Consider the following 14,571-nt stretch of genomic DNA (forward strand, 5'->3'; position numbering starts at 1 on the left):
CGCTCAGGCTTGTGTGTCTACGCCACCGTTGGCCGCTCTTGACACCATTACCATCGCAGGACGAACCAGGCGTCCGTTAAGTTCATACCCTTTTTGCATGACGGCCATCACTGTGTTTGGCTCTAGCTCGTCAGTTTCCTGCATCGACATTGCCTGATGCAGTTCTGGATTAAATGGCTGGCCCTGAGGATCAATAGGCGCCATACCAAATTTTTCAATAGTGCTTAAAAACGACTTATGCGTCATTTCTACGCCTTCAAGTAATGGTTTTACCGCCTCATTACCTGCATCACCGGCTTCTAATGCGCGTTCTAAGTTGTCGACTACAGGCAGAAGCTCACCGGCAAAACGTTCAAGCGCAAATTTACGCGCTTTTTCAACTTCGGCATCGGCGCGGCGGCGGGCATTGTCCATGTCAGCACGAGCGCGTAATACGCTGTCCTGCTGCTCTTTAATTTGTGCCTGTGCTTCTGACAACGCGGTTTCTAATTCATAGATACGTTGTTGCTCTTCGCTGGCTGCACCGCTTTGGTCGTCGTTTACCACTTCACCTTCATGAACCGGCATATCTTGCGCGTCGTCTTCCTGCGTTTGTTGTTCAACTACCTCAGCGTCTTGCTGCTGCGCTTGCTCATCGCGCTTTTCGCTCATGCCTACCTCCAACTAGAATTTCAGGACAATTTTTTACTAACCCATCAATAGGGTCGTTCCTCAATTTTTCCAGCCCCGAAAGTAAAAAAATTGCAAAGTCAGTTTGCTTTAGGCCTTTCGGAACCTTGGACTGCAGCTAGTAATGGGGTTGCTTATGCACGGTTCAAGGGTATCCGTATAAAATTTGTGGATGATACGACTATTTTTTATTTTGCAAAACGAGTGGCGAAGAGGAATCGGGGTCTTTTATGTAGGTCAGAATTGATTAAAGTCTCTGCTGCTATCGCGCGATAGCAAGTCTGTACGTCGGCACCTGTTGCCTGCTCTAAATATAAGGTATGGTAGGCTAATCTCTTGATTATTTGACTTTTATTATCATGCTCAGTATCTGGTCGGTGGGCGCCATTGTAATTAGTTACCTGGCACTTTTATTTGTCATCGCATTTGCCGGTGACAAATGGCTGCGTGCTACCGAGCAGCATCCTGTGTTGTACAGTCTGGGATTAGGGGTGCACTGTACTTCCTGGGCATTTTTTGGAACCACCACTCAGGCGGCTCAATATGGCTGGGCAGTGGTACCCACCTACGCCGGTATTATATTGGTTATGGTGTTTATGTTTCCGGTGTTGCTGCGCATCAATCGATTGTGTCAGCAGCACAACATCAGCTCTTTAGCCGACTTTATTGCGCTTAAGTATCGCGGCGCACATTTTATCGCCGCCTTAATCACACTATTATGTTTTATCGGGGTAATTCCTTATTTGGCCCTGCAGCTGGACGCAATAACCAAAAGCATAAATCTGCTGGCTCCTCACCAGGAACAACAAAGTCATGCCGTCGGGTTGTACATTGCTGCATTAATGGCCTTATTTGCCATACTGTTTGGTACCCGTACTCTTAGTCTGAAAGACAAACATCCCGGTTTACTGCTGACTATAGCCGTAGAATCAATAATCAAACTGGTTTGTCTGAGTATTGTCGGCATTTATGTTTGCTATGGTTTATTTAACGGCCCACTGGATCTTTTTGGCCGTGCCGGCGCCCATCCGGTAGCCCGTCAAACTATAGATGCAGATAGCGCGCTGTGGGTGTATCTGAGCCATGTCTTGTTAGGCGTTTGTTCTATGTTTATTTTACCGCGTCAGTTTCATATGAACTTTGTTGAAAGTAACGGTGATGGTGAGTTGCGCACGGCGCGCTGGCTGTTTCCGTTATACCTGCTGGCGATAACCGCTTTTGTATTACCTATTGCATTAGCAGGAAGCATGTTGCTAGACACCAATGTGGTTAGTTCAGACACTTTTGTATTAGCCCTGCCTTTGCATACCGGCAACAACGCTGTGGCGCTTACTGCATTTATCGGAGGGTTGTCGGCCACATCAAGTATGATTATTGTCGCTACCCTGGCCCTGGGCATTATGATTGCCAATAATTTGATTACACCATTGTGGCTAAAAATCCGCCTCACAAAACGCTCGGTAGGTTCAATGCAGGCCAGCGGCATCTTAACTATTCGCCGCCTTACTGTACTTGTTGTATTGTCGGTAGCGTTTTGGTATCACCTTAATATCAGTCAGTCTGCGCCTTTGGTAAAAAGCGGTATTGTTGCCATTGCGTTATTAGCCCAAATGCTGCCCACAATGCTGTTCGGTCTTTACTGGTCGCGCAGCACTGTATTGGCCGCAAGTATCGCTATGCTAACCGGCCTTAGCTGCTGGATAGTCTGGCTGCTCTACCCCAGCCTGCTGGCCAGTTATTATTTTGATCCAGCGCCCAGCGATGCTGAGCTGGGACTTGGTTTTGTGCTTAGCCTGCTGGTAAATTGCACCACGTTTGTATTGGTAAGTCTGTTATCTGCGCCCACACCAGCCACCGCAGAATCCACACCTTCCGCACCGCTTGTACCCCAGCTGGCTATAAGAATTTCTGACCTTATGCAATTAACGGCAAGGGTGTTAGAAACCCATGAACAAAACCGATTGCTGGCTCAGTTGTCAGGCCAACCTACCCAAGGGTTTGCCAGCGCGGCGCTGCTTCAAAATGTTGAGCACATGCTTGCAGGACAAGTAGGCCCCCCCAGTGCCAGGGTACTATTAAGTGCAATTGCACAAACCCGCCATACCGAGATGCCTGAATTAGTGGACTGGGTAGAAGAAGCCTCACAAACCTTTCAGTTTAACCACGAAGTTTTGCAATCCTCGGTGCAGCATATTCAGCAAGGCATCAGTGTACTGGACAGTCACCTTTCGCTGTTGGCCTGGAATGACAGTTACATTGATTTGTTTGATTACCCGGCTCACTTTTTACACACCGGCATGCCTATTACTTCACTGCTGCACTACAATGCGCGTCGGGGTTTGTTTGGGAATAGCCTTGATGCCGAGGCTGATATAGCCAAACGGGTGGCTTACATGAAAGCGGGCACGCCCTATAAATATTTACGTAAACAACCCGATGGCCGAACTATCGAGCTTAATGGCAGCCCTTTGCCAGGCGGGGGCTATGTGACCACGTATAGCGACATTACCGAATATACGCGTATTCAGGAGGCACTGGAACAAGCTAAAGATGCACTGGAAGCCCGGGTTGCTGCACGAACCGAACAATTGCATCATGCCCGACTTGAAGCAGAGCAGGCTAACGAAAGTAAAACCCGATTTTTGGCCGCAGCAGGACACGACCTCATGCAGCCCTTTAACGCAGCTACGCTGTTTGCTTCAATGCTTGCCCAAAAAACCGCCGGTACTGAACTTGAGACACTCAGTAAAGGTGTCACATCGTCGTTATCGTCGGCAGAAAGTTTGCTCAGTATGTTATTAGATATGACCCGATTAGAATCAGGCGTTTTAAAACCCCAATTCTCTGACTTTGCATTAGACGAAGTACTGGGCCCTTTGGCCCGGGAGTTTAGTGTTATCAGCGAGCAAAAAGGCTTGCAGCTTAACTATGTTACCACCACCGTTTGGGTCCATTCTGATCGTCGTTTTTTACACCGGATAATACAAAACTTGTTGTCTAATGCTATTCGTTACACCCATAGCGGCAAGGTGGTAATAGGGATTCGTCACCGTGTTGCCAGACAAGTCGAGATTTGGGTGTGCGATACCGGGCCGGGTATCGCGGCTGACAAGCACCGTGAGGTGTTTGCTGAATTCCACCAGCTCGATAGCCAGCGTAATAACCCCGGTCTGGGGTTAGGGTTAACTATTGTAGAGCGTATGAGCGCATTACTTGAACACCCGGTGGGGCTGTTTTCGCAGCCGCAAAAAGGCACCCGATTTACGGTAAGTTTACCACGGGCGAACAAAGTCTCGCCGCCGACCTCATCTGCAACACCAGCACACAGCGACGAAGCACAACCGTTTATGCATAATTTAACTGTGTTGCTGGTCGAAAATGACGAGCAGGTCGCTGAGGCTTTAAAACTGTGTTTTGAAAACTGGGGAGCACACGTTATTTGTGCCATAAATAAGCACCAGGCTATGCAGCGATGCCCTGCTCCACCCGCTATTATGTTGTTAGATTATCATTTAAATGGTGAAGAACGAGGCACTACTGTCGCCCGTGAATTGCGAGCCATTTGGCACCACGCGGTACCCGGTATTCTAAATACAGCAAACAGGGAAGAAGATATTAAAGAGGTGGCGGCTCAGTCTGAGCTTTTATATTTGAGTAAACCGGTTAAGCCGTTATTGCTGCGCCGCGCAGTCAGGACGCTGCTGAACCAGCAGGCCCCAACACCCATTGATTAAACAATACGCCAGCCTGAGTACGATTGATAACGTTCAATTTTCGCAGTATCGCCGAGACATGCTGTTTTACTGTTGATTCAGAAATGACCAGTTCGTAGGCTATTTGCTTATTAAGCAAACCATCAGCTAACATTTTTAGCACCCGGTACTGATGCGGCGTTAACAAGGCCAGCCCTTTAGCAAACTGGCTTTCTTCCTGACTCAAAGCCTCGGGCGACCATAGTTTGGCAGGAACCCAGATTTCACCCTCTATTATTTTATGCACGGCAAGAATAATACTGTCTAATGGCGTGGATTTTGGAATGTAACCGCTGGCCCCCATCTCCATAACCCGTTTTATAAGACTGGGATTTTCCTCTGCTGATACCACCACAACTAATAGCTGGTTAAACCTGGCGAGTAATTCAGCCAAACCCGACAGCCCCTGATTACCAGGCATATTTAAATCAAGAAAAACCAGCTCAATTGACGCATGTTTTTCAAGTTTAGCGCAGGTTTCTTCCAGACTCGCAGCTTCATATAAAGGCCCTTGTACCACCGTGCTCAAAGCATGCTTCATCGCTGCTCTGAAAAGCGGATGGTCATCAGCAATCAATACCTGAGTTTGCATTATTATCGCAACAAATTATTTATCAACCTGATAACAGTTTATCAACATCGGCCCACCGGTACAAAAATTTTACCTGGCTTTTTAAAACCAAAAAAAGGGCCCACAGGCCCTTCTTGATTATTTGCTTACGCCGCTACCTTTAAAAACGATAGCCGACCGTCAGGTGCACGGTACGCGGATCGCCATAGTAACCTATGAGCGTGGTATCGTTACCCAGGCCCGGCCCAAAGCTGCCATCTTCATTGCGGGTAACAAAGTCGTAACCACCCACTATATACTCTTCATCAGTCAGATTTTTCAGATGCAGACCCCCATACCACTGCCCTTCCATACTTTCCCAGCCAACACTTAAATTCAGCAATCCGTACCCATCCTGTTGAATCAGATCACTGGTTTCAAAAATCAGGTAATCATCACGATAATAATAATTGGCGTTGAAAGTAAAGAAGCCATAGGCGGTATCCATACCATAATTTGTGGCCACATTCAGGGTGCTTTCTGGGGTACTGGCAAGACCAATCAATGGCGGAACCGCATTGTTTTTCTTTATCTCAAAGTCAATATAGCCATAGGCAATATCAAACGACAGGTTGTCGGTGGCTACGTAGGTCGCTTCCAGCTCAATACCCTTAGCTGCAGTTTCGGCCGCGTTACGCAGCCGTTGCTGTAACGCGGTGGGATCATCAGTATTGCCTTCGATACCGATATACTGGCGATCTTTGTGATCGTAGGAAAACGCGGTTGCGTTTACCCGTAACGAGTCATTAATATCGCTTTTGATGCCCACTTCAAACGAATCTACGACTTCCGGGCTTACCCCTGGCTCATTTACCGTAGCCCGTGGATTGAACGTGCCTGATTTAAAGCCCTGAGCGTAGCTGGCGAACAGCATAATATTTTTGCTGTAACTATATTCTACGCCTAATCGCGGCGTAAAACGTGACCAGCTTTGTGAAGCCGGAGCATCCAGTAGCCCATCACCATCAGAATCACTGCCTAAAACCTGAGGAATGATGACATCGTCTGGGCGTACAAAACCGTCAATCCAGCCACTCTCGGGATACAGGTTGTACAACACCGTACCATTGTAAACAGTGGCCTGTTTTTCTTCGTCGGTATAGCGAGCCCCCAACGACACCGACAATTGCTCGGTCACATCGTAGTTAAGTTGGGCATAACCGGCCCAACTTTCGCTGTTGTTGCACCCTGACACTTCGCGGGTAAAGCCGGTGGTACCCTCAGGAAATATTTCCATATCAGCAAAGTCGCGCCCTAGTACGCCCAGTATGGCATCAAATACGCCACAAGACTCACCTTCATAGTAATACAAGCCGCTTACCAGGTTAAAGTTTTCGCCGGCGTAGTTAGCTTGCAGTTCATGAGTGTCGTTATCGTCTTCATAAATTGCCGGTACGTCAAAAATATCCAGCTGAGTGTTATCAAAATCAATATTGGTGGGTGAGTAACTGTCCCGGTGCGAACCGATATATTTTAACTGCAATGCGTCAGATACATCGTAGCGCATCATCCAGCTGTACCCTTCAAGCTCTACTTTATTACTGGTGGGCAAGCTGGTGTATGAATCAAATACCGAATCGGGTTGCGGCGCATCGGTACGCAAGCTGGGTAACAAGCGATAACCGCCCTTGGCATTAGAGTCGTCTTCGGTTTTGTCCCAGCCAAAACGCAAAAATAGTTTGTCAGTAGGATGAATCTCTAATGTCAGACGTGCGGCCCACAGGTCTTTGTTGTAGTTTTCCCGATCTTGTCCTGGCTGCGCAGAGATCAGAAACTCGCCAAAGCCGTCCCGGTTTAAATTGGCATAGCCAAAGCCCAGATAAACCTTGTCTTCGATTATCGGGTATTGCCCGGTAATTTTAACATCGCGCTGACTGTAACTGCCTACCGTTCCCTGAATGTTAAGTTGCGGATCCCCGGTCATTTCTTTGGTAACATACTTGACCGCGCCGCCGATGGTGTTTTTCCCATACAATGTGCCTTGTGGCCCGCGTAATACTTCAATACGCTGCACATCCAGTAAGTCCATAACCGCCCCCTGGGGCCGGGCAATGTACACATCGTCCACGTAAATTCCTACGCCAGGCTCGTATCCCCATAATGGATCTTGTTGACCCAGGCCACGAATAAAGGCCGTTAAGGTTGAATTGGTTCCCCGACTGGTTTGTAAGGTGGTATTTGGCGAGAACTGTTGTACTTCAGTAAGTACGCTGATGCCTTTTTCGGTTAGCTCGGCTGCACCTATTGACGTAATAGCAACAGGTACCTCCTGCAGTGTTTCGACGGTTTTACGGGCGGTGACTTCTATGCGCTCCAGCTTGCCCGCTTCAGGTTCAGCGGCCGGGTCGGCCTGTTGGGCATAGGCAAGTGGCATCCAGGTGCAGGCCGCTGCTACGGCCATGGCACACAACGTTCTGGGATACTGATGAGTGGTACGGTAGATGTGTTTCATAATAAGTCCCTATTATTTAAACTGGCTGGCATCTTTTTATTATTAGGTTATCGATGAAAAAGTAATCTAATCCACTTTATCGCAAAGGTATCTAGTACCTTAGTACGTAGCACCAAAGGCCTACGTACTAACGTACTATAGGCTAGATACTTTCATGCGGTCACAATGCGTTTTTAGTTTATTGGCAGGCTACATCGGCAAGCTACTACAAGGAAACGCAATATGCTAAGTATGTTTGGCCTGGTATCTGGCCTGGTATTATTGATTGTGCTGACCATTCGCGGAATGAATTTATTTATCGCCGCTCCCCTATGCGCACTGTTGGTTGCCGTTACCAACCAGATTCCGGTTTTCACCGGCGACAGTAATTTTGTCGGTCTGTATATGAACGGGTTTTCCGGCTTCATCGCCTCGTGGTTTTTCATGTTTTTACTGGGGGCTATTTTTGGCAAATTCATGGAAGACACCGGCGCGGCCGACTCGGTAGCCCGCTGGATAGTCAGCAAACTGGGTTTTAAGCAAGCTGTTCTGGCCGTGGTACTGGCCTGCGCCATATTAACCTATGGTGGAGTCAGCCTGTTTGTGGTGGCTTTTTCGGTTTACCCAATGGCGGTTAGTTTGTTTAAAGATGCAAACCTTCCCCGGCGCTTCATTCCCGCCACCCTGGCATTTGGCTCGGTGACATTTACGATGACCTCTGCCGGCTCGCCCGAAATTCAAAATTGGATCCCAATCAAGTATCTTGGCACCTCGCCCTTTGCTGCGTGGGAAGTCAGTTTGGTAGTGGCGTTATTTATGGCCTGCTTTGGTTACTGGTGGCTGCGCAAAATGATTAACAAAGCATTGGCTAATGGCGAAACTTTTGAGCCTCGCGACCACGACCCTAAGATTGCCGAACGCGACTACCCGCATCCCTTATCTGGCCTGGTGCCATTACTGGTGGTTCTGGTGCTGTCGTTTTTACTGCACGATAGTCTGGCTCACTATGCATTGATAATTGCACTGACTGGGGGTGTATTAACACTCATGGTCATTAACTTTCGTTATTTTCAAAACCTTACCGGCGCGGTTAATAGTGGCACCACCGGCGCACTGGTTGCTATTGGTAATACCGCTGCCGTGGTGGGGTTTGGCAGCATAGCCAAAAATACTGACGCATTTTCTGCCACCGTGGATCTGATGACACAGTTACCTGGCAATGAGCTCATTGGTGCGGCCATTGCGGTGAGTGTTATCGCGGGTTTAACCGGTTCAGCATCAGGAGGCCAGGTGATAGTATTACCTTTGGTCGCGCCGCACTATATTGACCAGGGCGTGCCCCCTGATGAGCTTCATCGAATAGTGGCGATTTCATCTGGTGCTTTAGATACGCTTCCACACAACGGCTATGTGGTAACAACGATTCGCGCAATATGCCATGAAACGCATCAGGCGGCTTATCGCGCTATGGCCGCTCTTACGCTGGTTACGCCGCTTTTGGGCTTGGCGTTGGCTATTACCCTGTTTAGTGTGTTTTAAGGACTGTTTTATGAAGATTCTTTTGCTTAGCAAATTGGCCCCGGCGGGCTGGTTGTCTGTGTGCTTACTCATCGCATTGTGCAGTTTGCAAGGACATGCCAGCGAGTTGCCGCTGGTAAAAAAACACACGTATTCGACCACAAATTTTTCACTTTTTTCGGGCAAACAATTGGCTCGGGTGAACGTGGGTTGGGAAAGCTACGGTAAGCTTAATCAAGACAAAAGCAATGTGGTTTTGATAACTCATTATTTTTCTGCATCGTCACATGCTGCCGGCAAATACCGCGCTGATGACGCCGCGCCGGGTTATTGGGATGCAATAATAGGCCCCGGTAAAGCCATCGATACAAACCAGTTTTTTGTCATCAGTGTCGACTCGCTGGTCAATCTGTCAGCCTATTCTGCTGACGTGGTCACCACCGGTCCTGCCAGTATAAATCCGGCCACAGGTAAACCCTATGGACTGGATTTTCCGGTAGTGACCATTCGCGACTTTGTTAATATTCAAAAGCAGGTACTCGAAAGCCTGGGAATAGCAAAACTACATGCGGTAATCGGGCCCTCAATGGGGGCAATGCAGGCAATAGACTGGGCTAGCGCGTATCCGGAATGGGTGCCTCGAATGGTCTCGGTAATTGGCTCGGGGCAAAGTGATGCCTGGACAACAGCTGCACTTGAACACTGGGCGCTGCCCATTAAGCTCGATAAGCTCTGGCAGCAGGGAAAGTACAGCAAAAACAATCCGCCCACCGACGGATTAGTCGCCGCCTTGATGTTGATTACGCAGCAAGCTTTACACCCGCATTTTTTTAACCAACAGGGCCAGGCGCTGGACTACTCTCCCTTAGAAGATGCGCCTTTAAATGATATCAGGGCCAGCCACTCTATTGTATCGTGGTTGGAAACGCGGGCCAGAGCCCGAGCCACACAAATGGATGCCAATCATCTATTGTATTTAGTCAGGGCTTGTCAGTTGTTTGTGGCCGGTCATCAGGGTTCACTGCAACAAGGTCTCAAGGCGGTTCAGGCAAAAACATTATTTTTGCCTGCCAGCACCGACTTGTTGTTAATGCCCTACCTTGCCCAACAAGCCCACAATGCACTGAAAAAGGCAGATAAAAGCAGTGATTATACCGAACTAACCGGCGAGCTGGGCCACCTGGAAGGGGTTTTGGATATCCAAGAGCAGCAGCATAAGCTAAAAGCTTTTCTTGAAGAATAAATAAGGCAACTTTATGAAAACAAAACTATTAGCAATAGCGTGCGGTTTACTCACATTGCCTGTGGTCGCCGACAAGCTGGCTTTAAGCGTCGATACTATTACGGTATCGGGTCTGTCTTCTGGTGGCTATATGGCAAACCAGTTTCATCTGGCCTACAGCGATCGAGTCAATGGCGCTGCAATTATCAGTGCGGGTCCGTTTTATTGTGCGCAAAATGACATTACTGTGGCCTTGGCCGGATGTGTGGATAAAACAGCCGACACCACAGATTTAAACAAACTTAATCGGCATGTAAAAAATTTGGCAGAACACGGTAAGCTGGCCCCGCTCACCGGGCTTGAGAATGACAAAGTCTGGCTTTTTCATGGCGCTCGCGATCAGCGGGTAGCTGAAGATGTCAGCACTCTTTTGTACCAACAGTATCAGCAGTGGCTAACCCCGCAAAATCTGAGTTACATAAAAAACAAACCTTTTGGCCATGTTTTCCCCACCCTTGAAAGTGGCGAAGGATGCGCCGCGTCAAACAGCCCCTATATTGGTAATTGTAACTATGATGCTGCCGGGGCGGCTTTACAGTTTATGTATGGTGAAATGGCCGCGCCCGCCGATTCTTTGAGTGGCAATATTATTAGCTATGACCAACACGCTCTGGCTGGCAAGCAAGCCGAGACTCTGGCCCAGACCGGGTATGCGTATGTACCGCAAAGTTGCACTGAAGGAACCCAGTGTCAGGTGCATATTAGTTTTCATGGCTGTAACCAGTATGCCGACGCGGTTGGCAAAGCCTATGTTGAACAAACCGGTTTAAACCGCTGGGCCGACACCAATAATATCGTCGTATTTTACCCACAAACCCGCAAATCTTTATTTATGCCACTAAACCCACAAGGCTGCTGGGACTGGTGGGGGTATACAGACGAGCACTACGCGACTCGAGATGGTGCGCAAATTAATGCAGTCATGGCCATCGTAGATGCCCTTAACACGCAACAGGAGTCACTATGAAAGGCTATCATGTTTTTATTACAGGAGGCGCCAGTGGTATAGGTTTTGGCATTGCTGAGGAGCTGGCCCAGTCTGGTCACCATGTCATTCTTGCCGATATTAACGAAAAAGCAGTTAATGACGCTGCTGCTTTGCTGACCGCAAAAGGCCTGTCTGCCAGTGCCATTGTGGTGGATGTGACCGATGCCCAAAGTGTCGCCAATTTACCTGAAGCATTGTTAACAACACCGGTCGACATTTTGATCAACAATGCCGGTATTCAGCATGTATCTAAGCTTGAAGCTTTTCCTGCACACAAGTGGCAACAGCTGATTAATATTATGCTGGTAGGGCCGGCACTGCTCTGCCAGGCATTTTTGCCCGGCATGAGAAGCCGTAATTTTGGCCGTATCATTAATATTGGTTCTATTCACTCTTTGGTCGCCTCGCCCTATAAATCAGCGTATGTCGCAGCAAAGCACGGATTGCTGGGGCTGGCTAAAACAATTGCGCTAGAGGTTGAAGATACAGATATCACCGTTAATACGCTTTGTCCTGCATATGTAAAAACGCCACTGGTTGAGCAACAAATTGCTGATCAGGCAAAAGAAAACGGCATCAGTGAGCAGCAGGTTATTAGCGACATTATGCTAAAACCCATGCCGAAAAAAGCCTTTATCACCATAGCCGAGCTGGCCGCCTCTGCCCAATTTTTAATCAGCCCGGCGGCGCGTAATATAACTGCACAAACATTGGTTCTTGATGGGGGCTGGACCGCCCGGTAACGCTTTCTTTTATTCGGTTTTGTGTGCTAATGTTTCTTTCATTATTACTGTCAGGAATGCTTGTTTTTCATGTCCTATAAAACGGTAGGTTTAATCGGAAAACCCGGTCACGCCGAAACCCAGAGTACACTGAACCATCTTATTGACTATTTGCAACAGCGCGGTTGTGAGATATTAATAGAAGAAACCATTTGGCACGAACTCAACGACTCTGATCTCCCTGCCCATAATCTGGTTCAGATTGGTAAACAGGCCGATTTAGCAGTCGTGGTGGGCGGTGATGGCAGTATGCTGGGCGCGGCTCGGGTATTATCGCGCTTCGATATTCATGTAGTGGGGGTAAACCGCGGTAACCTGGGTTTTTTAACCGACATCCATCCTGATGAAATTACCCAACAGCTTGACCTTATCTTTAACGGGCAAGCTATTGTAGAGCAGCGCTTTTTGCTTGAAGTTGGCGTTTATCGTCATGAAGTACTTAAAAGCAGTAACACAGCCGTAAACGAAATTGTACTGCACCACGGTAAGGTGGCGCATATGATGGAATTTGAAATTTATATTGATGATCAATTTGTATTTTCACAGCGCTCTGACGGGCTGATTGTCGCCACCCCCACCGGTTCTACGGCTTATTCATTATCGGCTGGCGGACCAATTATTATGCCCAAACTGGATGCATTGTCGTTGGTGCCGATGTTCCCCCATACCTTAAGCAGCCGCCCAATAGTTGTTGATGCAAGTTGTACGGTTTCGATGCGAGTGTCCCATGTTAACAGCGATAGTTTGCAGGTAAGTTGTGACAGTCACATTGTTTTGCCTGTGTTGCCTGGTGATGAAATTAAAGTTCAGAAAAGTAAAGATACGTTGTCGTTGGTCCACCCTAAAGGGTACAGCTACTTTAATGTACTGCAAAACAAACTGAGCTGGGGCAGCAAGCTTTACTGACACGCTTTGTCTACGAGCTTTACATAGCCTGAGCAATTTGCATAACGTGTCACTCTTAGCAAGGTGATGGTTTTCACAACATCAAAACTAACACAGGCTTCACTGGACTTTACGGGCGAGGCTGCGTAATTATCTGATCTGTCTTTTAGCTCAGGTATTCTGTTTATGATTCAGATCTCAGACCTGGTAAAACAATACCCGCAAACCTCAACACCTATAATCGATAAATTATATCTTGAGGTAGCAGACGGTACCTCGGTGAGTATTCGGGGAGCATCGGGTTGTGGAAAGTCCACGCTTTTGAGCCTTATGGCGGGTTTTGAGCCTGCAGATGCTGGCCAAATTCAAATTGGGACAGCCACACTGCCTTTTACCAGCGACAAACAGGGTGATGCGTTTCGGCGCAACGAACTAGGCGTAATTTTTCAAAGTTATAATCTGCTCGACTGTTTGAACGTATGGGACAATATTGCGTTTACCGCCCGATTAAAAGGTGTGACCGACAAAGCATATCTGCGTCGGCTAATGGCCATGCTGGATATAACCCAACTGCAAGACAAACCCGCCGACGCCTTGTCAGGCGGCGAGCAACAACGGGTTGCGATTGCCCGCGCTTTGGCGCACCGACCTGCTGTGGTACTGGCCGATGAACCCACAGGTAATCTTGATGAAGCCACCAGCGAGCGCGTAACCCAGGCGTTGTATACGGTTTGCGCAGAACTTCACACCACCCTGGTGGTGGTGACACACAGTAACGAGGTGGCCGAGCAGGCCAGCCAGCCGCTATGGTTACGCCACGGCGTATTGCATCCGCAGCCATGAGTGTTTTTTCAAGGGTAGGTCTTGTTGCTTCAGTTATGCTGGCCATGGCCCGCAAAAAACCGTGGCAACCTTTACTCATTATAATTGCAGTAATGGTGGCCACCGGTGGCTTTTCGTCAGTCATGCTCATTAATGAAGGCGCGCGACAGGGTGAACTAGGGCGTTCACAAACATCCGTATTTAATAGCGCAGCCATAGTCGCGCGAACACCTGCCCAGCCCCTGACCCAACGAGATTATGCTCAGCTACGTCGGGCTGGTTTTACTCAGCTCGTGGCTATTGCACAACAAACTGACACCCTGCAATGTATTGATGGTCCCAACAGCCGTTCACAACCCGGCTCTTCCGGGACAGCGGCCACACCAGTACATGCTGTTACTGTGCTGGGTGTCGATTTGCTGGCGCTGTCTTCTTCCTCGCTGCTTAAAGATATGCAAAAAGCAGTATCTTCCACAACTGACGCAAACCTAATGCATCGAAATTCTGCAGTGAGTTACGCCGCCCCTCAACTGGGCCGGGCGCTTGCGTGTGAAGGCGTGTTAATGAGTCGCGAGGGCGTGTCCTTATTACCGCCGTATTCGGTCAGCCAACTGCCTGATAATACTGTGCTTGTTTCACTTGAGGCTTTTTATACCGATAAAACCACCTTGCAAAATACGCCCTTGTCGGCGCTGCTGGTAACAACCGCATTTGATGACGTTCGGTTACGCGAACTAAAAAACCATTTGCCATCCCATTTACAGTACCGCCAGGCACCTGAAACGGCCAGTGATGGGTCGTTGGCCAAAAGTTTTCAGCTGAACTTATGGGC

The 14,571-nt window shown here is 48.4% G+C and carries 10 protein-coding genes; 7 read left to right on the plus strand and 3 right to left on the minus strand.

Features of this window, described 5'->3' with window-relative positions:
• Positions 1–3: 3 nt before the first annotated feature.
• Positions 4–651: a nucleotide exchange factor GrpE gene (gene grpE / locus JK130_RS09010; protein WP_218353983.1), complete on the minus strand. Its 648-nt coding sequence runs from the start codon at positions 649–651 to the stop codon at positions 4–6.
• 377 nt (positions 652–1,028) lie between these two features.
• On the opposite strand from grpE, the gene JK130_RS09015 reads away from it, so the two are divergent.
• Positions 1,029–4,403, plus strand: coding sequence for a PAS domain-containing hybrid sensor histidine kinase/response regulator (locus tag JK130_RS09015; protein ID WP_218353984.1), 3,375 nt, complete (start codon positions 1,029–1,031; stop codon positions 4,401–4,403).
• Here the strand turns inward: JK130_RS09015 and JK130_RS09020 are convergent.
• Together JK130_RS09020 and JK130_RS09025 are read right to left on the minus strand one after the other, a co-directional pair.
• Positions 4,360–5,013 (minus strand): response regulator, encoded by a 654-nt coding sequence (locus JK130_RS09020; protein ID WP_218353985.1) that lies wholly within the window; start codon positions 5,011–5,013, stop codon positions 4,360–4,362. The genes JK130_RS09015 and JK130_RS09020 overlap by 44 nt on opposite strands.
• 139 nt (positions 5,014–5,152) lie before the next feature.
• A complete protein-coding gene (locus JK130_RS09025; RefSeq protein ID WP_218353986.1) occupies positions 5,153–7,483 on the minus strand; it encodes a TonB-dependent receptor in 2,331 nt (776 codons plus the stop codon).
• Positions 7,484–7,705: 222 nt separating this feature from the next.
• Here JK130_RS09025 and JK130_RS09030 point away from each other — a divergent pair, with 222 nt between their 5' ends.
• The 6 genes from JK130_RS09030 to JK130_RS09055 all read left to right on the plus strand — a co-directional run bounded on the left by JK130_RS09030 (position 7,706) and on the right by JK130_RS09055 (position 13,760).
• Positions 7,706–9,001 (plus strand): GntP family permease, encoded by a 1,296-nt coding sequence (locus JK130_RS09030; RefSeq protein WP_218353987.1) that lies wholly within the window; start codon positions 7,706–7,708, stop codon positions 8,999–9,001.
• Positions 9,002–9,011: 10 nt separating this feature from the next.
• Entirely contained in the window at positions 9,012–10,223 is a 1,212-nt protein-coding gene (locus JK130_RS09035; RefSeq protein ID WP_218353988.1) for an E22 family MetX-like putative esterase, read from the plus strand.
• Positions 10,224–10,236: 13 nt separating this feature from the next.
• The gene (locus JK130_RS09040; RefSeq protein WP_218353989.1) at positions 10,237–11,229 is read left to right on the plus strand and encodes an extracellular catalytic domain type 2 short-chain-length polyhydroxyalkanoate depolymerase; all 993 of its coding nucleotides are present in this window, start codon (positions 10,237–10,239) and stop codon (positions 11,227–11,229) included.
• Positions 11,226–11,993 carry a 3-hydroxybutyrate dehydrogenase gene (locus JK130_RS09045; RefSeq protein WP_218353990.1) on the plus strand — a complete coding sequence of 256 codons (768 nt, stop codon included), beginning with the start codon at positions 11,226–11,228 and terminating at the stop codon, positions 11,991–11,993. The genes JK130_RS09040 and JK130_RS09045 overlap by 4 nt, the downstream gene beginning before the upstream one ends.
• Positions 11,994–12,062: 69 nt before the next feature.
• Positions 12,063–12,938, plus strand: a complete 876-nt coding sequence (gene nadK, locus JK130_RS09050; RefSeq protein ID WP_218353991.1) for an NAD(+) kinase — start codon at positions 12,063–12,065, stop codon at positions 12,936–12,938.
• 165 nt (positions 12,939–13,103) lie between these two features.
• Entirely contained in the window at positions 13,104–13,760 is a 657-nt protein-coding gene (locus JK130_RS09055; RefSeq protein ID WP_218353992.1) for an ABC transporter ATP-binding protein, read from the plus strand.
• Positions 13,761–14,571: the final 811 nt, after the last annotated feature.

The sequence above is a fragment of the Alteromonas lipotrueiana genome (assembly GCF_019249245.1).
GTDB classification, from domain to species: Bacteria; Pseudomonadota; Gammaproteobacteria; order Enterobacterales; family Alteromonadaceae; genus Alteromonas; species Alteromonas lipotrueiana.